Raw genomic sequence first — 21,008 nt, forward strand, 5'->3', positions numbered from 1 at the left:
TTGGGGTAAAATTAAGACTAATATGATTTATGAACTTACTTAAGTCAACAGGCACATTTGGTTTTTATACTATCATTAGTAGATTGCTGGGTTATTTAAGAGATATTTTAATAGCAATTTTTCTTGGAACAGGGATGTTGGCGGATGCTTTTTTTGTAGCATTTAGAATTCCAAATACCTTTAGAAGATTATTTGCTGAAGGCACCTTTAATGCAGCCTTCGTTCCAAGTTATTCATCAGAAATTTTTAAGGGAAAAAAACAATCAAACAAATTTGCTAATGATATTTTTAATCTACTTTTTTTAGGGTTGTTATTTTTAATAATAATAATTGAAATTTTCATGCCTGCATTTGTTTCAATTATTGCTCCTGGATTTGTGGGTGATTTAGAAAAAATGGAGGTAGCTATAAATTTAACAAGAATTACTTTTCCTTTTCTATTTTTTATTTGCTTAGCTTCTTTTTTTTCTGCGATTCTAAATTCACATAATAAATTTGCAGCTGCAGCAGCAGCCCCAATAATTTTAAATATTGTTTTAATTTTAGTATTGATTTTTTCTAAATCTTTAGGTGATCAATTAGTTTATTATTTGTCTTATGGTGTTTCTTTTGCTGGTTTTTTACAGTTTTTATTTTTATATAAATATGTATCAAAATATTATTCGCTTAAATTTAGTTTTGAATTAAAAGTAAGTAACAAAGTTAAATTCTTTTTTAAAAAACTTTTACCAAGTATTTTTTCTTCAGGTGTCACTCAAATTAATATTTTAGTAGGTACAATAATTGCATCATTTCAAGCAAGTGCAGTTTCCTATCTATATTATGCTGATAGAATTTATCAAATTAACTTAGCTATAGCTGGTATTGCGATTGGCATTGTCATACTTCCACAGCTTTCAAAACATATTCAATCTAGAAAAAATAATAAAATTTTGCTTATACAAAATAAAGCTCTAGAATTGAGTTTGTTTTTAAGTCTACCAGCAACTATTGCTTTAATAATTGGATCAGAACAAATAATTTCAGCTTTATTTGGTTATGGGTCTTTCAATGAAAATTCTGTGAAAAACTCAAGCTTAGCTTTATATTATTTTGCATTAGGTTTACCTGCTTTTGCTATGATAAAAGTTTTTTCAAGTTTTTTCTTTGCAAATCAAGACACTAAAACTCCATTTTACATTTCTTTGATTTCTGTAATTCTTAATATATTCATTAGTGTATATTATTTTAGTGAAATTGGTTTTATAATTATCCCAATAGCTACATCTATTTCATCTTGGTTTAATTCAATATTGTTACTTGTATTCTTAAAAAATCGACAATTATTTTATTTTAACCAAATATTTTTTATTAAATTAATTAAAATAATTTTTGCATCAATTATGATGGGTTTATTTTTTAACTTTATGTTAAATTTTTTTCAAAACGAATTGGCATTTAGTCAATCAATTAAATCTTTTTATTTAGTTTTATCTGTTATATTAGGATTATTGTTTTATTTAATTGTGTGTTATTTCATCAAAGCTTTTCAAATGAATGATATTAAATTAAAGTATTAATTTTATGGGTAAAAAAATATTCTCTGGTGTTCAGCCTACAGGCAATCTTCATCTTGGAAATTATTTAGGTGCCATAAAAAACTTTGTAGATTTAAATAATGATAAAGATAACAAATGTATTTTTTGTGTAGTTGATCTACATGCTATTACAGTAAAGCAAGATCCCAAAGAATTAAAAAATAATATTCGGGAAACTGTTGCAACTTTTATAGCAAGTGGAATAGATCCAAAAAAAAGTATAATTTTTAATCAATCTAGAGTGGCTGCTCATGCAGAAGGAGCATGGATTTTAAGCTGTATTGCTAGAATGGGTTGGTTAAATAGAATGACCCAGTTCAAAGAGAAAGCTGGCAAAGATAAAGAGAAAGCCAGTATTGGTTTATATTCTTATCCAGTTCTTATGGCAGCTGATATTTTATTATACGATGCCACTCATGTTCCCGTAGGTGATGATCAAAAGCAACATTTGGAGTTATGTAGAGATATAGCTCAAAAATTTAATAACGATTTTGAAGTAGAAAATTTTCTTCAAGTTCCTGAACCCTTAATTCAAAAAGAATTTTCAAGAATAATGAGTTTAAAAGATGGATCAAAAAAAATGAGTAAATCAGAATTATCAGATTTAAGTCGAATAAATTTAACAGATGATAAAGATCAAATAATAAACAAAATAAAAAAAGCAAAAACTGATCCTTTGCCTATGCCACAAGATATAAAGGAACTTGATGAAAGATTAGAGGCAAGGAATCTTTTGGGAATTTATTCAAGCCTGACTAATTCAACATTAGAAAATTCAGTGAAAAATTTTGCAGGTAAGAATTTTTCAGAATTTAAAGATAAATTAGCAGATGAGCTTGTGAATAAAATTGAACCTATTTCTAATGAGATAAAAAAGCTTTTAGGAGATAAAAGTTATTTAGATGAAATTCTTCTAGATGGAGTTGAAAAAGCTAATTTAATTGCATCCAAAAAGATTGAAAGAATTAAAGAAATAGTAGGTTTTTAATAAAAATTTATTATCAAGTTTTAATTTTTAAAATATTCACTATATATAATTTATGTTTGTGCAAACAGAATCAACACCGAATCCAAATTCTTTGAAATTTCTTCCTGGGAAGAAAGTTTCAAATAGCGGTCCTTATGAAATTACAAATAAAGAAGATATGCAAAATGAATTAGTGAGAAATATCTTGTCAATAAATGGTGTTGAGGGCATTTTTTTAGGTGAAGATTTTATTTCAGTAAATAAAAAAGAAAACATTAAGTGGGACGAAATAAAACATATCGTAATTTCTCTAATAAATGATTTTTATGCAGATGGTAAAGAGTTTGTAATTGATGAAAATATAAAAGGAGAAGATTTGGATTTAAGTGAAATTGAATCAAAAATTGTAAAAATTTTAGAAGAAAAAATAAGACCTGCTGTTGCTAGAGATGGTGGAGATATAAAATTTAAAGAATTTAAGGACGGAATTGTTAAGGTGCAATTACAAGGGAGTTGTTCAGGCTGTCCTAGTTCAACTATGACCTTAAAACAAGGTGTTCAAAATCTTTTATGTCATTATTTACCAGAAGTAAAAGAGGTTGTTGCAATACAGTAAAAATTTATGAAAAAAGTTATAAAAGCAGGTTTTGTAAAAAATAAAAGTCTAAATATCGTTTCAAGGTTTTTTTTAAGTTCTTTTATTGTAATTTCATTTTTTTATGTAGCTCCAATATTTATTAATTTTACAGATAAAAATTTTAATAACAAAGAATTTACCAATAATTCAAAAAACATTTTAAATAATACTTTAAATAAAGATAAGCTAATTGAGGAAGACTCGACTGCAGATGCTGATGAAAGAGATTTATTATATGATATTCTAGAAGAAAATAATTCTGAAATTAATCTAGTTAGATATACAACATCTGAGATTGACTCATTGTTTAAAGAGGTAAATTATAATTTAAAAGATGTAAGAGATACAAAATTAGTAAAACCAATAGATATTGGTCTTCTTCCAAACGAAATTAAAAACATAGCTAAAACTAAAGAAAGAAAAGATATGTTTATAAAAATTGTTCTCCCTTTAATAGTTAAGGAAAATAATAAAATTAGAGTTGATAGAAAAAGGTTATTCACAATTTTAAATAAAAATAGCAATACTGATATTGAAAAAAAATGGTTAGAAAAAAAATATAAACAATATGGTGTAAGAAAAAATGATTTGTCTACATTAAAAATAAGAATGGACGAAATACCAGTTTCTTTGGCAATAGCCCAAGCCGCTAAAGAGACTGGCTGGGGTACCTCAAGATTTGCTCTAAAAGGAAATGCTTTATTCGGACAATGGACTTGGTCTGGAGAAGGATTAAAACCTAAAAATGCCGATGAGGGAAAAGATCATAAAGTTATGAAGTTTCATAGCTTACAGCTCTCTGTAAGAGCATATCTTAGAAATTTAAATACTCACTCTACATACAAAAATTTGAGAAAAGCAAGAACAGAACTTAGAAATCAAAATAAACCTTTAGACAGTTTAATTTTATCTAAACATCTAGATAAATATGCAGAAACAGGAAACCAATATATAGAGGTTTTACAAAAAATTATTGAACAGAATAATTTAAAAGATTTTGATGAGGCTAGATTGTTACCTTCAAGCAAAGATTTAGAAAGTTTGATTTAATTTTCTTTTATAGGGAATTGAACACCAAACCATCTCCATTTCCCATTATCATTAAGAGAACAATTAATTCTGCCTCTTCTTGGTTTGAATGGTTCTCTAAATTCAATCGTTAAAGAGTTGTTGGCAAATATCGTTTTTGATTTTTCCCAAACGTCTCCCTCATTAGAATAACAGTTAATTTTTGATAAATTTTTTTGCTCTTCGAAAAATTCAACTTTGAAATTTGGAGGGTTTGTGTTTTCGAATAGTTGTTTTTCCTCAGGAAGTATTTTTTTATATTCAAGTGGAAAATAATTTATTATTGATTTAAATCTTTTTAATTCTCCATATTTTTCATTAATTGGAAATCTAGGTAACTCAAATTTATCTTTATTTAAATCAATAACACCAGAATGCTGTCCAAAAGCATATTTGAAATTTTTAGATATATAGCCTTTCATAAATTTTGAGTATTCACCAAAGGGATATGAGAATAGATTAGGAATATAACCAAGTTCTCTTAGAAAAATTTTATTTGCTGTTTCAATATCTAAAATAAACTCCTCATTGCTTACATCGATAAGATATTCATGTGTGTGGGAATGATGTCCAATTTTTGCAAAATTATTACTTTCAACTTCTTTAATTTGTTCCCAAGTCATATAACCTCTCTTACCCACTGGTTCAGTTGAAACAAATAAAATAAATGGAATTCTATTTTCTTTTAGATAAGGCCATGCCTCAGTATAAAAAGATTCAAAAGCATCATCGATAGTTATAAGAATTTCTTTTTTTGACTTTGTTTTATTAAACTGTTCATCAAAATTATTTGGATTTTGAAAATTAAAATTTGAGCTTTTAATAATATCCATATGTTCTTTAAAAATATCCATTTTAATGTTGGTTGAAGGGTACTTATTTTCATTAAAACGATGATACATTATTGATAGAATTCCTTCATCATTGGAATAGTATTTGATATTATTTTCATCTGATTTAGAACTGATATTAAAAAATAAAATAATTATGAATAAGCTGATAATTGATGTAGCTAGTGAAAAAATTTTTTTAATGATCATTACTAATAATGATATTTATAATATTACTAAAGAGAATACTAAATTTAATTATGAAAAATTAACTTTGATTATTAATGATTTTTTGAATTCTCATCAATTAAGCTTAAAAAACATTAATACAATTTATTTAAATAGAGGTCCTGGAAGCTTTGCAGGAATACGAAATTCACTTTCTATAGTTAAAGCATTTAATTTAACTAATAATATTGATTACTATTGTTATAGCATTCAAGATTTTAAAGGTGAAAAAGACATAAAATACGAAAATATCCCTGATTTGTGCGATAAATTTAATATTAAAAAAAATTTGATTAACCCTCTTTATTTAAGTTAAAATTATTTTATGCCAGAAACAATAGAGCAAAAATGTTTAGCAAAAGGGGTTAAATTAACTGATCAAAGAAGAGTTATTGCACAAGTAATGTCCGAGTCTTCTGACCACCCGGATGTAGATGAGCTTTACAATAGAGTATCTAAAATTGATCCAAAAATAAGTATTGCAACTGTTTATAGAACAGTAAAATTATTTGAGGAGACAGGAATTTTAACAAAGCACGAGTTTAAAGGTGGAAAAGCTAGATATGAAGAATTGAATGAAGGTCATCACGATCATTTAATTGATGTTAAAACTGGTGAAATTATCGAATTTGTGGATGAAGAAATTGAAAAGCTTCAAAAAAAAGTTGCAGAGAAATATGGATATACACTAGTTGACCATAAATTAGAATTATATGGGGTTAAGAAAAAATCCCAATAATTATGAATCAAAAAATATTTATCAAAACTTTCGGTTGTCAAATGAATGAGTATGATTCAAATAGAATTTATGATTCGGTTAAAAAAATTGGTTATGAAAAAACAGAAAAATATGAAGAAGCAAATTGTTATCTCTTAAATACATGTCATATTAGAGACAAAGCAAAAGAAAAAGTTTACTCTGAAATAGGTAGAGTAAAAAAAATTTTTAGATCTAAAAAGAAACCATTAGTAATTATTGTTGGCTGTGTCGCTCAAGCGGAAAATCAGGAAATGCTTAAAAGAGAACCTTACATTGATTTAGTAATTGGTCCCCAAGCTTATCATAAAATTAATGATACAATTTTAAATTATATTAAAAAAAATAAAAAGATTGAAGAAACTGAATTTGATGCAGTTTCTAAATTTAAATATTTGAGTAAAATAAAAAATGAAGCTGGAAAAGTATCATCTTTCTTAACCATTCAAGAAGGATGTGATAAATTTTGTCATTTTTGTGTAGTCCCATATACAAGAGGACCAGAATATTCTCGACCATTTAGTCAAATTTTAGATGAAGCAAAATATTTGGCTGATAATGGCGCAAGAGAAATAGTTTTACTTGGTCAAAATGTTAATGCTTATGAGAATGAAGGATACAGACTGTCAGATCTGATTTTAAATATTGAAAAAATATCTGAAATTAAAAGAGTTAGATACACAACATCTCACCCAAAAGATATGACAGAGGATTTGATTGAAATTTATAAAAATTCTAAAAAGTTAATGCCACTTGTACATTTACCTGTCCAAAGCGGATCTAATAAAATTTTAAATTTAATGAATAGAAAACATACTATTGAGGAATATCTAAACATTTTTGATAAATTAAAAGAAATTAATCCAAAGATAGAATTTTCAAGTGATTTTATTATAGGTTATCCAGGTGAAGAAGACCAGGACTTTAAAGATACTTTTAATTTAATTGAAAGGATTAAATTTATTAACTCTTATTCTTTTATTTTTAGCCCTAGACCTGGAACAGTGGCTGAAAATTTAGAATTAATTGAAAAAAAAATTTCTATTGAAAGATTAGAAAAAATTCAGTCTATTTTATTTGAAAATCAAATCCGAATGAACAAATCGTTGGAGGGTAAAGTTATTGATGTTTTGGTTGAAAATTTAACTGAAGATAAAAGCAAAGCTTTTGCCAGATCTGAGTATATGACATCTGTAATTTTTAATGGTAAAAAGAGTGATATTGGAAAAATAGTGCAAGTAAGAATTAAAGATAGTAATAGAAATACTTTATTTGGTGAAATTTTAACCAATTCGGATCAGAAGGTTGCTTAGAACTTGAGTGAAATAAAAAAAAAAAATATCGATCAGTCTTTAAAATTTGTTTATTCAGATAACAATTCTTTAAGTGTTATATTTCATGACAACAACTTGTTAATGGGTGTTGTTGGAGAATTTAATAAAAATTTACAAGAATTAGAAAAAATTACAAATTGCAGGTTATATTCAAGGGGAAATTCAATTTTGATTAAATCAACACCTGAAAAGAATGAAAAAATTAAAAACGCTATTCAATTTTTGGCTAATCAGTTTATTAATAATGGAAGTATAGAGAATAAAGATATACTTTCATCAGTTGATAAATTTATGATTAATGAAAAAGTAAAAAATAATAATGTTACGGATATTATAAAAACTCCAAAAAAATCTATAATTCCTAGATCTGAAAAGCAGAAAAGCTATGTGAGAGCTTTGAGGGAGAGTGATATTGTAATTTCAGCTGGACCAGCAGGAACTGGAAAAACTTTTTTGGCAGTAGCTGTAGGTTTAACTATGCTTTTGGAAAAAAAGATTGAGAGAATTATTCTTTCAAGACCTGCTGTAGAAGCTGGTGAGCGTTTAGGATTTTTACCTGGTGATATGAAAGAAAAAGTAGATCCTTATCTTAGACCTTTATATGACTCTTTATATGATCTCTTCGACTTTGAAAAAATACAGAGAATGATTGAGATTGGAGATATAGAGATTGCCCCTTTAGCTTTTATGAGAGGTAGAACCCTTAAAAATTCTTTTGCTATTTTAGACGAAGCGCAAAATGCTACAGATACCCAGATTAAAATGTTCTTAACACGTATTGGAGAAAATTCAAAAATAGTGGTTAATGGAGATCCTTCTCAAATTGATTTACCAAATAAAAGCATGTCAGGATTAGTTCGATCAAAAGAGTTGCTTGGACATCTAAAGGAAATATCCATAGTTGATTTTGATCATTCAGATGTAGTCAGACATCCACTAGTTTCTAAAATAGTTAAAGCATACACAAATAATGATTAGTATTAATGTCTTCTCTGAGGAGAAGGCTTGGTCAAGACGGCTTAAAAATAAGGATATTTTTTTTAAAAAAATCTGTAAAGCTTTTCCAAAAAAATATAAATTTTTAAATAAAAAAGTAAGTTTCACTCTATTGCTTTCAAACAATAAGAATATTAAAAAATTAAATAAAATTTTCAGAAATAAAAATAAATCTACTGATATTTTATCTTTTCCCTTAGATAAAAAAATAAAAATTTCAAAAAATACTTATCTTGGAGACATTATCATCAGCTATAATTATTTAGACAAGCCAAGATCACAAGATTTAAAATCTTTTAAAGAAAAAGTTACTAAGATATTTATACATGGGTTTCTTCATCTTTTAGGTTTTGATCATAAAAAAAACAAAGATTATTCCAAAATGTTAAAAGAGGAAAATCAATTATTCAAATCTGTACAATCAAAAATAAATTAAATTGAAAAAAAAATTTTATATTGAATTAATTTATTTAATTTTATTAGGAGCATTTACTTCCTTAAGTTTACCTCCAATTAATTATGTTGTAATAAATTTTATTACTTTTAGTTTATTCTATATATTTTTAATAAAAAAAATTGAGTTTTATAAAAATAAAAAAATATTTTTTCTTTATGGTTGGTTATTTGGGTTTGGTTATTTTATAAGTAATTTATATTGGATCTCAATATCATTAACGTTTGATCAAAATTTTAAGTTTTTAATACCTTTTACAATAATATTAATACCTAGCTTCTTAGCCTTGTTTTATGCTTTAGTTGCTTATTTATTTGCAGTTTTAAAATCAAATAAAAATTTGAGTTCATTTTTTCTTTTTTCTTTAATATTTGGAATAGTAGAATTTCTAAGAGGATCAATACTAACCGGTTTTCCTTGGAATTTAATTGCTTATAGTTTCTCTAATCAAATCGAAATTTTAAATATTACGTCAATTATAGGTACTTACAGCTTTAATCTTTTCTGTATTTCATTATTTACAAGTCCATCAATATTTATTTTAAGAGAAAATAAAAAAGATATTAGTGTTTGTATTGCATTTCTCATTATAACAATGTCATTTTATGTACTTGGTTCACAAAATTTAGAAAAATTTAACAAACAAGAAGTAAGTAATCTTAACTATAAAGTAAGGATTTTGGGTTCAAATATAAGCATAGATAGATTTTATAATAATATTGATCCAATAACTGCAATAGAAGAGCTAATTGAAATAAGCGCTCCAAAAAAAAATGAAAAAATAATTTTTATTTGGCCAGAAGGTATTATTCCAGGTATCTCACAAGACCAACTAAAAGAATACAAATGGTTATTTGAAAATAAATTCAACGAAAATCATTTATTGGCAATTGGAATTAATAGCAAAGAAGATAAAAACAAGACTGTAGAATATTTTAATTCATTATCTATTTTTGACTATGACTTTAATGTAATAAATTCATATAAAAAAATTAATCTTGTTCCTTTTGGTGAATTTTTACCTTTTGAAAAATTATTAAAAAGTATTGGTTTAAAAACAATTACTAATGATTATCAATCATATTCAAAAGGTGAAGAAAGAAACATAATTGAACTGAAATATAATAATTTGTCATTTAAAATATTACCTCTTATTTGTTATGAGATAATTTATTCAGGTAAAATTTTTAAAAACAGCAACTTTGATTATATTGTAAATATTTCTGAAGATGGTTGGTTTGGTAAATCAATCGGACCAGAGCAACATTTTACTCATAGCATTTTTAGAGCGATAGAGAGTGGAAAATATGTTTTAAGATCAGCAAATAATGGGACAACAGCAATTATTAATCCATTAGGAGTTATTGAGCAGAAAGTTGGAATAAATAATTCAGGTTATATAGATTTAACTGAGTCAAGAAAAATAGATATAACTCCATTTGCAAAATTTGGAAATAAAATTTTTGGATTAATAATTTTATTGTATATTTTTTTAATATTTTCATTTAATAAGCTTAGAAATGAGTAATTTAAAAAATTTTCTTTTCACCAGTGAGTCTGTTTCAGAAGGCCATCCAGATAAAGTATCTGATAGGATTTCAGATATGGTTGTTGATAGTTTTATTTTGGGAGATCCATATTCTAGAGTTGCATGCGAAACACTAACTACAACAAATAAAGTTGTTTTAGCTGGTGAAGTTAGAGGACCAGAAATTAAAAAAGATGAATTAATTGAAAAAGTAAGAAATTGTATAAAAGATATTGGCTACGACCAAGAAGGTTTTACTTGGAAAGAAGCTACAAAAATTGAAAGTCATTTACATTCTCAATCAGCCGATATTGCTATGGGTGTAGATTCCTCTGGGAACAAAGATGAAGGAGCTGGAGATCAAGGTATTATGTTTGGATATGCGTGTAATGAAACAGATGTTTTAATGCCAGCACCTATACATTATTCACACAAAATTTTAAGATTAATGGCTGAAGATAGAAAATCTGGAAAATTAAAAAATATTGAACCTGATTCAAAAAGTCAGGTAACATTCGAATATGTTAATGGAAAACCTTCAAAAGTAAAATCTGTAGTTATTTCTTCACAGCATTCTCCGGATGTTAATCAATCGCAAGTCAGAGATTTACTTAGACCCTATATGTTAAAATCTATTCCTGAGAATTTTCTTGATGGTTTTAATGAGGATGAGTTTTATGTAAATCCGACAGGAAATTTTGTAATTGGTGGTCCGGATGGCGATTGTGGTTTAACAGGTAGAAAAATTATTGTTGATACTTATGGTGGAGCCGCACCTCATGGTGGTGGTGCTTTTTCAGGAAAAGATCCAACAAAAGTTGATAGATCAGCAGCTTACGCCGCAAGGTATATTGCTAAAAATATTGTTGGTTCTAAAATTGCTGAAAAATGTTTAATTCAGTTAGCTTATGCAATTGGTGTATCAAAACCATTATCTATTTATGTTGATTTATTTGATAATGATCCGGATAAGAATAAATTTGTTGTAGAAAAAATTAACGAAAATTTTGATTTAAGCCCTAGAGGTATCAGAGAAATGTTAAATTTAAATAAACCAATATATGAAAAAACAGCCGCCTATGGTCATTTTGGTAGAGCACCTGAAGAAAATGGTTCATTTTCATGGGAAAAAACAGATAAAACTAACGTTTTTTCTAAATAGTTTCTGTTGAATTAAAAAAAAACTTTACTATATTGCTCATACATCATTGAATTTTACAAAATGGGCTTAAGCCCATTTTTTTTTGGAGCAAACAAAATTATGTTGAATAAAAGAGCAGATAAACTTGAATTACTAAGAATTGCTGAAGCTGTAGCTTTAGAGAAATCAATTGATAAAGAACTAATTATAAGTTCTATGGAAACAGGTATCGCCAAAGCTGCAAAATCAAAATTTGGACAGGAAAATGAAATTAAAGTTTCTATAAATAGAGACAATGGAGACATTGAGCTTTTTAGAAAATTAATAATTGCTGAAAATCCTGAAAATGCAAATACCGAGATAAAATTGGAGGATGCAATTAATTTAAATGAATTAAACAAGGATAAATCTATTGGTGACGAAGTATTACAGCCACTTCCTTCATTTGATTTTGGAAGAATAGCTGCGCAAACTGCAAAGCAGGTGATTAGTTTTAATGTAAGAGAAGCTGAAAGAGAAAGACAATTTAATGATTTTATTGATAAGAAAGACTCAATTTTAAGTGGAATTGTAAAGAGATTAGAATTTGGAAATGTAATTGTTGACTTAGGAAGAACTGAAGCAATAATTCAAAAAAATGAATTAATCCCTCGTGAAAACATTAAAGCAGGTGATCGTATAAAAGCTTATTGCTATGATGTTAGAAGAGAACCTAGAGGGCAACAAATATTTCTATCCAGAGCCCATCCTAAATTTATGGAAAAACTTTTTGTTCAAGAAGTTCCCGAAATCTATGATGGTTTAATTGAAATAAAATCTTCTTCTAGAGATCCTGGCAGTAGAGCCAAAATATGTGTGAAAGCTGTAGATACTTCGTTAGATCCAGTTGGAGCATGTGTGGGAATGAGAGGTTCAAGAGTTCAAGCTGTAGTAAATGAACTTCAAGGAGAAAAAATTGATATAGTTAATTGGTCAGAAGATCCTGCAATTTTGGTTTCAAATGCATTATCACCTGCTGAAGTACAAAGAGTTAACGTAGATAGTGAGAGAAAGAAATTAGATGTAATTCTTACTGAGGAAAATTTAAGTAAAGCAATTGGAAGAAGAGGTCAAAATGTAAGGCTTGCTACCAAATTATTAAATTTTGAAATCAACATAATGACAGATGCAGAGGACTCTGAGAGAAGACAATTAGAATTTAAAGAAAAAACAGAAAACTTTGTAAAAAATTTGGAGTTAGACGAAACACTAGGTCAGTTGCTCGTCGCCGAAGGTTTTTCAACTATTGATGATATCAAAGATAGTTCAGCTGAAAATTTAATGAAGATTGAAGGAATAGAAGAAGATACTGCTAAAGCATTGATAGAAAGAGCTAAAGAGTTTTATGAAAAGGATCAGGAGGACATTTCTCAGAGAATTAAAGAATTGGGTCTCGAAGATGCTTTGATAAATTTAAAGGGATTAACTCCAGGAATGTTAGTTACGCTTGGCGAGCAAAAAATTCTAAGTTTAGAGGATTTTGCAGACTTAGCTTCTGATGAATTAACAGGCGGTTATGATGTAGTCAAAGGTGAGAGAGTTAAAATTCAAGGTTATCTTGAAGATTTTGCTTTATCTAAAGAAGAAGCAGATGAGTTAATTATGTCAGCAAGAAACATTGTTTATAAAGATTGAGTGATGAGGTATGGAGAAAAAAACAAAATTAACAATTTCAGGCTCAGCCAAAAAATCAATCAAGAATATTGAGATTGCTAAAACTAAAGTAAAAAATTCTGTAGTAATTGAAAAACAAACTGGAAAATTCTCTGGTAGAGGTGGATCATTTAGATCTAATGTGAATAAGCCAAGAACAACCTCAACGTTTAACAGAGGAACTCTATTAAAATCTTCATTTAATCCAAAATCAACACCTATAACAAATGATTTTGAAAAGAGAAAATTAGCAGAGCAAAGAGCCACTAAAAGACTTAAAGGAGTTAGTGAAAATAAAGACAAAAAGACTTTAAAGGTAGGTACCAAGAAAAGAGAATTAAAATTAACTGTATCAAGAGCATTAAGTGATGAGATTGATGCAAAACAGAGAAGTTTAGCATCAGTGAAGAGAGCAAGACAAAAAGAAATTAAAAATGCTACAAAAGATGACTCTCAAGAAAATTTAAAACTAATTAAAAGGGATGTTAATATTCCTGAAGCAATTACGGTAAGAGAACTGGCGAATAGGATGGCCGAACAATCTAGCAATGTAATTAAACATTTATTTGGAATGGGTGTTACAGTAACTATCAATCAAACCTTAGCTGCAGATACTGCAGAATATTTAGTAAAAGAATTTGGTCATAATCCAATAAGAGAAGAAAAAGCCGAAGAAATAATAAAAAAAATAAAAGCTTCAAGAACTGAAAACTTAAAAAATCGACCACCAATAGTTACTGTTATGGGTCATGTTGATCATGGCAAAACATCAGTACTAGATGTACTCAGAAGTGCAAATGTGGTTTCAGGGGAATTTGGAGGGATAACTCAACATATCGGAGCCTATCAAATCGAAAGCCATGATAATAAATTAACATTTATTGATACACCAGGCCACGCTGCTTTTACAGAGATGAGAGCAAGAGGATCAAAATTAACCGATGTTGTTGTATTAGTGGTTGCTGCAGATGATGGGGTTAAACCTCAAACCGTTGAATCAATCAAGCATGCTAAAGCTGCAAATGTTCCAATAGTTGTAGCTATAAATAAATGTGATTTACCAGAGGCAGATCCTCAAAAAATAAAAAATCAGTTATTAGAGCATGAATTAATTTCTGAAGATTTATCTGGTGATACTTTAATGGTAGAAATCTCAACTAAAACAAAACAAAATTTGGATAAATTAGTAGAGGCCATAATTCTTCAAGCAGAGATTTTAGATCTTAAAACAGATTATGAATCTAAATCTACAGGTATAGTCTTAGAGTCTAAAATTGATGTTGGTAGAGGTCCTGTTGCAAATATAATTGTAACAACAGGAACACTTAAGAGAGGTGATTTTTTTGTAAGTGGTTTAAAGTGGGGAAAAGTAAGAGCTATTATTAATGACAAAGGTCAAAATATTAACGAAGCGTTACCTTCTACTCCTGTTGAAATTTTAGGAATAAATGGTGCAGCAAAAGCTGGAGATGATTTTATTGTTCTTGATACAGAAAAAGAAGCTAAGACACTGAGTGAAAATAGAGCTCAAGAAAGTAAAGATGGAAAAAATCCACTAACATTTGCAACTCAAGATTCTGCTTTTTCAGACAAATCTACAGAAGAATTAAATTTAATAATTAAATCTGATGTTCATGGATCATCTGAAGCAATTAAAAATGCAATTAGTCAAATTAAGCACGATGAAGTCAAACCTAAAATAATTTTAGCAGATATTGGAATGGTGACTGAGACAGACGTTACATTAGCGAAAGCATCAAATGCAGTATTAATTGCTTTTAATGTTAAACCAAGTAAAGAAGCAAAAAAACTTGCTGAAAATGAGAAGATAAAAATATCTTCATATAATATTATTTACGAAGTTCTAGATTATATAAAGCAGAGAATGTCAGGATTATTGGCGCCAGATGTCCAAGAAAAAATTATTGGTACTGCACAAATTTTAGAAATATTTAAAGTTTCAGGTGCAGGAAAAGTTGCTGGTTCAAAAGTAACGGAGGGGGAAATTAATAGTACTTCAGATGTAAGAATTATTAGAGATGGTGCTATTATATATACTGGAAAAGTTTCAACGATATTTAGAGAAAAAAACCAAGTTAAACAGGTAAGTGATGGTCAAGAATGTGGAATAGCTGTTAAAGATTATATGGATTTTCAAAAAAATGACACAATAGAGGCATTTAGTGTAACATCTACAGAGAGGTCAATTTAATGGCAGATAGAATAGGAAAACCAGTATCTCAAAGACAACTTAGAGTAGGAGAAATGATTAAGCAGTCTTTAAGCATGATTTTTATAAGAAATGAGGCTAAGGTGCCTAACTTAGAAACTAATACTATAACAGTTACTGAGGTTAGAATGAGTCCTGATTTAAAAATTGCTAAAGCATATGTTCTCCCGTTGGGTGGAAAAGATGCGGAGGAAACAATTTATGTTTTAAAGGAATACTCATTTTTAATTAGAAAAATTTTATCACAAAAGGTGGATATGAAATTTTTACCAAAATTACTTTTTAGAAAAGACGAGTCTTTTGAGTATGCGGAAAAAATCGAAAACTTAATAAAACAAACAAATAAATAGGAAGAAAGAGGAATGAACAAAAAGGCACAAGAATTAGCAATGCACGATAAAGACACTGGATCTTCAGAGATACAGATCGCTTTGCTAACAGAGAAAATTGAAACTCTCTCTAAACATATTAAGCAATTCAAAAAAGATAAACATTCATCTGTTGGATTGTTGAGAGCGGTAAATAGAAGAAAGAAATTGTTAGAATATCTAAAGAAAAATAAAATGGATTCTTACAAAAATGTACTGTCGAAATTGAATTTAAGAAAATAGAAGTCAAGATAGATAGAACGGAATGGAACGAAACGAACGAAACGAAATGGAAATGAAATGTTTAAAGTATACAAGAAGGAAATTGAAGTAGCGGGAAAGAAGATAAGTTTAGAAACAGGTAAAGTAGCAAGACAGGCAGACGGTGCAATAATCGCAACATGTGGAGAGACAGTCGTACTAGCAACAGTAGTAGGATCAAAAAAAGTAAATCCTGACATGGATTACTTTCCATTATCTGTAAATTACCAAGAAAAATATTATGCAGCTGGAAAAATTCCAGGTGGATATTTTAAAAGAGAAGCAAGACCAACTGAGAGCGAAACATTAATCTCTAGATTAATTGACAGACCAATCAGACCTTTGTTTCCTGATGAATTTAAAAATGAAGTACAGTTATTGCCAACAGTAATTTCATACGATAAAGAAAATGAACCAGATATTTTATCAATCACTGCATCTTCAGCAGCTTTAGCTATATCAGGAATGCCATTTATGGGCCCTGTTGGAGCTTCAAGAGTTGGTTTTATAGATGGAAAGTATGTTTTAAACCCATCTAAAATAGAACTAGAAAAATCAAAATTAGATTTAGTTGTAGCAGGTACAAAAGATGCTGTGCTTATGGTTGAGTCTGAAGCAAGTGGTCTGACAGAAGAAGAAATGTTAAACGCAGTTAAATTTGGTCATGAAGGCTTTGTTCCAGTGATTAAAATGATTGAGGAACTTGCAAAAGAATGTAGAAAACCTGAATGGACAGTTGAGAAAAAAGATTTATCTGAAGTTAAGAAAAAACTTGAGGAAACTTTTACGGAAGATCTTAAGAAAGCTTTTGCAACAAGAGATAAACAAGATAGATCAAATCAGATTTCAGAGATTACTGATAAAGCTAAAAAGCTTTATGAGGAAGATGAAAGCTACACAGATCTTGATGTTAACAGTCAGTTAAAAAATCTTGAAAAATCAATTGTTAGAACTGATATACTTAAAAACAAAAATAGAATTGATGGTAGAGGCTTATCAGATGTAAGACCTATAGAATGTGAAGTTGGAGTTTTACCACGTGCGCATGGTTCTGCTTTGTTTACTAGAGGTGAAACTCAAGCAATAGTAGTTGCAACTTTAGGAACATCTGATGATGAACAGAGAATTGAAAGCTTAGATGGGCTTCAAAGAGAACGATTTATGCTTCACTATAATTTTCCTCCTTTTTCAGTTGGAGAAACTGGAAGAATTGGAACAGGCAGAAGAGAAATTGGTCATGGAAAATTAGCTTGGAGAGCAATCAATTCTTCATTACCAACAAAAGAAGCATTTCCATATACTTTTAGAGTAGTTTCAGAGATTACTGAGTCTAATGGCTCTTCTTCAATGGCTACCGTTTGTGGAACATCATTAGCATTAATGGATGCTGGAGTACCAATAAAAGAGCCAGTTGCAGGTATTGCAATGGGATTAATTAAAGAAGGTGATGATTTTAGTGTTCTATCAGATATTTTAGGTGATGAAGATCACCTTGGTGACATGGACTTTAAAGTTGCTGGAACTAAAGATGGAATTACCTCTCTTCAAATGGATATCAAAATTACAGGAATTACATTTGAAATTATGGAGCAGGCATTAAGCCAAGCTAAAGATGGAAGAGTTCACATCTTAGGTGAAATGAATAAAGCATTATCAGCTTCAAGATCTGATGTTGGAAAACACACTCCAAAAATGGAACAAGTCAATGTAGATAAAAAAGACATTGCTGCCGTAATTGGAAAAGGTGGTGCAACAATCAGAGAGATAGTTGAAAAATCAGGTGCGAAAGTAGATGTAAATGACGAAGGTGTGGTAACAGTTGCTGCTCCAGATGAAGAGTCTAGAAACATCGCAATGCAAATGATTAAAGACATCACTGCAAAAGCTGAATTAAACAAAATTTATTCAGGTAAAGTAATGAAGATTATGGAGTTTGGTGCATTTGTTAATTTCTTAGGAAAACAAGATGGACTAGTTCATATCTCAGAACTAGCAGATAAAAGAGTAGCTAAAGTTACTGATGTTGTTAAAGAAGGTGACGAAGTTAAAGTTAAAGTGATTGGTTTCGATAGAGGTAAAGTTAAACTTTCTATGAAACAAGCTGCTGAATAATCTATAACTTAAATTAAAATTTTAAACCCCTGGAATGAGAGTTTTAGGGGTTTTTTATATTGAAGATAAATTTATTTTTTTTAGGTATTTTTTATTTGGAACATTTTTTATAACTGCTTGGCCACAACGCATTATTCCTCGTTTTTTATCAAATGTCATTTTGGGTTCACCATATAATTTCCATCCATTCGATAATGCCTCAGTTACTCGATTACAAAATCTTGCTGTATCATCATCAGTAATAAATCTGTATCCCTTCATATATTTTTAACTAAATTTTAGGTTATATTTTTAGGATCTGGCATTCCTACCTTGTTATATCCAGCATCTACGTAGTGAATTTCACCAGTAACTCCGTTTGCAAGGTCACTTAGTAGATATAATGCTGAATTTCCAACATCATGGATATCTACATTTCTCTTAAGAAAAGAATGGTCTTCATTCCATTTATATAGGAATTTTGCGTCTCCAATTGCAGAGGCAGCCAATGTCTTGATAGGTCCTGCACTTATAGCATTTACTCTCATGCCTTTAGTACCCAAATCTCTAGCTAAATATTTAACACTGGCCTCTAAAGCTGATTTACAAACACCCATTACGTTATAATTTGGAATTGCTTTCGTAGACTCATAAGTTAAAGTTAATAAGCTTCCACCTTGTTTCATTACCTTTGAAGCTTCTTTTGCTACTTCAGTAAATGAAAAGCATGAGATTAACATACTTCTTAAAAAGTTTTCTCTAGTCGTATTTAAATATTCACCTGATAACTCTGATTTATCAGAGAAAGCAACTGCATGTACTACAAAATCAATTTCACCCCATTGGGATTTGATATCCTCAAATAATTTTACAATTTCTTCTTTTTTTTCAACATCACAACTAAATGTAACATTTGAATTTAATTTTTCTGCTAAAGGAACTACTCTTTTTTTTAAAGCATCACCTAAATAAGTAAATGCTAACTCAGCTCCAGCTTCAGCAAGTTTTTGAGAAATACCCCAAGCAATAGATCTTTCATTAGCAACACCCATGATTAATCCTTTTTTACCTTTCATCAAACTCATAAACTAAACCTTTTCAAAAATTAAAGCTGCATTAGTTCCGCCAAAGCCAAAGCTATTTGACATTACTGTATTTAAGGTTACTCCTGTTTCAGTTTTCGCAACAATTGGAAATTTTTTAGCATCATCATCCATATCTGTAATATTTGCTGATCCTGTTATGAAATTATTTTTCATCATGATCAAACAATAGATTGCCTCATGCACTGAAGCAGCCCCTAAAGGATGACCAGATAAAGATTTTGTTGAACTTATTTTTGGAATATCTTCTCCAAAAGTTTCCTTAATAGCATTAAGCTCAGTTATATCTCCAACTGGAGTAGATGTTCCATGAGTATTAATATAATTAATTTTATTTTTAGCAGTTGCCATTGCCATTTTCATACATCTAACAGCGCCTTCACCCGATGGCGCTACCATGTCGTATCCATCCGAAGTTGCTCCATAACCAGTTAATTCTGCATATATTTTAGCTCCTCTTGCTTTAGCATGTTCGAGTTCTTCAAGTACTAATACGCCTGCACCACCTGCAATTACAAATCCATCTCTAGTTTTGTCATAAGCTCTAGACGCAGATTGTGGAGTGTCATTATATTTTGATGATAAAGCTGTCATAGCGTCAAACATTGCTGTCATTGCCCAATGAATTTCTTCACTACCACCTGCAAAAACTACATCCTGTTTACCCATTTGAATTAATTCCATAGAATTTCCTATGCAATGTCCACTAGTTGCACATGCAGAACTCATTGTGTAGTTAGTTCCTTTAATTTTAAATGGTACGGCAAGTGTTGCAGAAGCAGTACTGGCCATAGTTCTTGGAACAATAAAAGGTCCCATTAATTTTGGTGTCTTCGCTCTAGTTTTATCTGCAGCTAAAATTACATTTTCTATAGAAGGTCCACCTGAGCCCATCACAATTCCAGTTTTAAAATTACTTACTTCACTTTCTTCTAATCCAGAGTCTTCAATAGCTTCTTTCATTGCAATATAATTGTAAGCTGAGCCTGATCCCATAAATCTAATTGTTTTTCTATCTATATGATCCTCAAGTTTAATATTTGGTTTACCATGAACATGGCTTTTCAGGTTATGCTCTTTATAATCTTCAGCATAAGAAATTCCTGATTTTGAATTTAATAAAGATTGATGAACTTCTTCTTGATTATTTCCTAAACAAGAAACAACTCCTAAACCTGTAATAACTACTCTTCTCATTGTTTAAATAACCCCACTTTTAAACTTTCTGCTGAATATATTTTTTTATTATCTGCAAGAACAATTCCATTTGCAAGTCCAACAGTTGCTCCTCCAGGAGACATAATTTTTTTCATATCTATTTCATATCTTACATTTTTTACACTCTGTAATACTTCACCTGTAAATTTAACAGTACCCACTCCTAGAGCTCTTCCTTTTCCAGGATTTCCTAGCCAACCTAGAAAAAAACCTACCAGTTGCCACATAGCATCTAAACCTAGGCACCCTGGCATAACTGGATCTTTTTTAAAATGACAATCAAAAAACCAAAGATCATCTTTAATATCTAATTCAGCTTTTAGAGAGCCTTTATTAAACGCTCCATTATTTTCATTGATTTCAGTTATTCTGTCAAACATAAGCATTGGCGGGAGTGGTAATTTTGCATTACCAGGACCAAAAAGATCACCATTCCCACAAGTTATTAGATCATCATAGGAGTATGAGTTTTTTTTCATATTAGAGCACCCTTAATACTTGATTTAATCCTAATATAATATAATAAAA

General features: G+C 29.2%; 21 protein-coding genes. 16 read left to right on the top strand and 5 right to left on the bottom strand.

Annotated elements, in window-relative coordinates:
* Positions 1–29 precede the first annotated feature (29 nt).
* Genes murJ through ACTT9R_RS02785 form a run of 4 tightly spaced genes read left to right on the top strand, consistent with a single transcriptional unit; the run spans position 30 to position 4,231 of the window.
* Positions 30–1,559 (top strand): murein biosynthesis integral membrane protein MurJ, encoded by a 1,530-nt coding sequence (gene murJ / locus ACTT9R_RS02770; RefSeq protein ID WP_440926543.1) that lies wholly within the window; start codon positions 30–32, stop codon positions 1,557–1,559.
* 4 nt (positions 1,560–1,563) lie between these two features.
* Positions 1,564–2,565 (top strand): tryptophan--tRNA ligase, encoded by a 1,002-nt coding sequence (gene trpS, locus ACTT9R_RS02775; protein ID WP_440926544.1) that lies wholly within the window; start codon positions 1,564–1,566, stop codon positions 2,563–2,565.
* 52 nt (positions 2,566–2,617) lie between these two features.
* Positions 2,618–3,160, top strand: a complete 543-nt coding sequence (locus tag ACTT9R_RS02780; protein WP_440926545.1) for a NifU family protein — start codon at positions 2,618–2,620, stop codon at positions 3,158–3,160.
* Positions 3,161–3,166: 6 nt separating this feature from the next.
* The gene (locus tag ACTT9R_RS02785) at positions 3,167–4,231 is read left to right on the top strand and encodes a glucosaminidase domain-containing protein (RefSeq protein WP_440926546.1); all 1,065 of its coding nucleotides are present in this window, start codon (positions 3,167–3,169) and stop codon (positions 4,229–4,231) included.
* Here the strand turns inward: ACTT9R_RS02785 and ACTT9R_RS02790 are convergent.
* The gene (locus tag ACTT9R_RS02790; protein ID WP_440926547.1) at positions 4,228–5,289 is read right to left on the bottom strand and encodes a polysaccharide deacetylase family protein; all 1,062 of its coding nucleotides are present in this window, start codon (positions 5,287–5,289) and stop codon (positions 4,228–4,230) included. The genes ACTT9R_RS02785 and ACTT9R_RS02790 overlap by 4 nt on opposite strands.
* Between ACTT9R_RS02790 and ACTT9R_RS02795 the strand changes: the two genes are divergently transcribed.
* The 12 genes from ACTT9R_RS02795 (at position 5,282) to pnp (ending at position 18,180) form a co-directional block, all read left to right on the top strand.
* Complete coding sequence (locus ACTT9R_RS02795) at positions 5,282–5,623, top strand: peptidase M22 (RefSeq protein ID WP_440926548.1); 342 nt, start codon at positions 5,282–5,284, stop codon at positions 5,621–5,623. The genes ACTT9R_RS02790 and ACTT9R_RS02795 overlap by 8 nt on opposite strands.
* Positions 5,624–5,632: 9 nt before the next feature.
* The gene (locus ACTT9R_RS02800) at positions 5,633–6,046 is read left to right on the top strand and encodes a Fur family transcriptional regulator (protein ID WP_440926549.1); all 414 of its coding nucleotides are present in this window, start codon (positions 5,633–5,635) and stop codon (positions 6,044–6,046) included.
* 2 nt (positions 6,047–6,048) lie between these two features.
* Positions 6,049–7,377 (top strand): tRNA (N6-isopentenyl adenosine(37)-C2)-methylthiotransferase MiaB, encoded by a 1,329-nt coding sequence (gene miaB / locus ACTT9R_RS02805; protein WP_440926550.1) that lies wholly within the window; start codon positions 6,049–6,051, stop codon positions 7,375–7,377.
* Positions 7,378–7,380: 3 nt separating this feature from the next.
* Positions 7,381–8,376, top strand: coding sequence for a PhoH family protein (locus tag ACTT9R_RS02810; RefSeq protein ID WP_440926551.1), 996 nt, complete (start codon positions 7,381–7,383; stop codon positions 8,374–8,376).
* Positions 8,369–8,830 (top strand): rRNA maturation RNase YbeY, encoded by a 462-nt coding sequence (ybeY, locus tag ACTT9R_RS02815; RefSeq protein ID WP_440926552.1) that lies wholly within the window; start codon positions 8,369–8,371, stop codon positions 8,828–8,830. The genes ACTT9R_RS02810 and ybeY overlap by 8 nt, the downstream gene beginning before the upstream one ends.
* A gap of 1 nt (position 8,831) precedes the next feature.
* Positions 8,832–10,376 (top strand): apolipoprotein N-acyltransferase, encoded by a 1,545-nt coding sequence (gene lnt, locus ACTT9R_RS02820; protein WP_440926553.1) that lies wholly within the window; start codon positions 8,832–8,834, stop codon positions 10,374–10,376.
* Positions 10,369–11,538 (top strand): methionine adenosyltransferase, encoded by a 1,170-nt coding sequence (gene metK, locus ACTT9R_RS02825; protein ID WP_440926554.1) that lies wholly within the window; start codon positions 10,369–10,371, stop codon positions 11,536–11,538. The genes lnt and metK overlap by 8 nt, the downstream gene beginning before the upstream one ends.
* 99 nt (positions 11,539–11,637) lie before the next feature.
* On the top strand, positions 11,638–13,191 hold the full coding sequence (gene nusA / locus ACTT9R_RS02830; RefSeq protein ID WP_440926555.1) for a transcription termination factor NusA: 1,554 nt from the start codon (positions 11,638–11,640) through the stop codon (positions 13,189–13,191).
* A 10-nt stretch (positions 13,192–13,201) separates the two neighbouring features.
* Positions 13,202–15,421: a translation initiation factor IF-2 gene (infB, locus tag ACTT9R_RS02835; protein WP_440926556.1), complete on the top strand. Its 2,220-nt coding sequence runs from the start codon at positions 13,202–13,204 to the stop codon at positions 15,419–15,421.
* Complete coding sequence (gene rbfA, locus ACTT9R_RS02840) at positions 15,421–15,789, top strand: 30S ribosome-binding factor RbfA (protein ID WP_440926557.1); 369 nt, start codon at positions 15,421–15,423, stop codon at positions 15,787–15,789. Before infB ends, rbfA begins: the two co-directional genes overlap by 1 nt.
* 12 nt (positions 15,790–15,801) lie before the next feature.
* A complete protein-coding gene (gene rpsO, locus ACTT9R_RS02845; RefSeq protein WP_075485648.1) occupies positions 15,802–16,050 on the top strand; it encodes a 30S ribosomal protein S15 in 249 nt (82 codons plus the stop codon).
* Positions 16,051–16,107: 57 nt separating this feature from the next.
* Complete coding sequence (gene pnp / locus ACTT9R_RS02850) at positions 16,108–18,180, top strand: polyribonucleotide nucleotidyltransferase (RefSeq protein ID WP_440926558.1); 2,073 nt, start codon at positions 16,108–16,110, stop codon at positions 18,178–18,180.
* Positions 18,181–18,234: 54 nt separating this feature from the next.
* Here pnp and ACTT9R_RS02855 read toward each other — a convergent pair whose 3' ends face one another.
* From ACTT9R_RS02855 to fabA, 4 genes are read right to left on the bottom strand one after another with little or no spacing between them, the layout of a single operon-like run.
* Positions 18,235–18,441 carry a DUF1737 domain-containing protein gene (locus tag ACTT9R_RS02855; protein WP_075485652.1) on the bottom strand — a complete coding sequence of 69 codons (207 nt, stop codon included), beginning with the start codon at positions 18,439–18,441 and terminating at the stop codon, positions 18,235–18,237.
* Between the two features lie 17 nt (positions 18,442–18,458).
* The gene (locus tag ACTT9R_RS02860; RefSeq protein WP_440926559.1) at positions 18,459–19,244 is read right to left on the bottom strand and encodes an enoyl-ACP reductase FabI; all 786 of its coding nucleotides are present in this window, start codon (positions 19,242–19,244) and stop codon (positions 18,459–18,461) included.
* A 3-nt stretch (positions 19,245–19,247) separates the two neighbouring features.
* Positions 19,248–20,459, bottom strand: coding sequence for a beta-ketoacyl-ACP synthase I (fabB, locus tag ACTT9R_RS02865; RefSeq protein WP_440926560.1), 1,212 nt, complete (start codon positions 20,457–20,459; stop codon positions 19,248–19,250).
* Positions 20,456–20,959 (bottom strand): bifunctional 3-hydroxydecanoyl-ACP dehydratase/trans-2-decenoyl-ACP isomerase, encoded by a 504-nt coding sequence (gene fabA / locus ACTT9R_RS02870; protein WP_440926561.1) that lies wholly within the window; start codon positions 20,957–20,959, stop codon positions 20,456–20,458. Before fabA ends, fabB begins: the two co-directional genes overlap by 4 nt.
* Positions 20,960–21,008: the final 49 nt, after the last annotated feature.

Origin of the sequence: Candidatus Pelagibacter sp., from assembly GCF_052049835.1 — a bacterium.
Taxonomy (GTDB): Bacteria; Pseudomonadota; Alphaproteobacteria; order Pelagibacterales; family Pelagibacteraceae; genus Pelagibacter.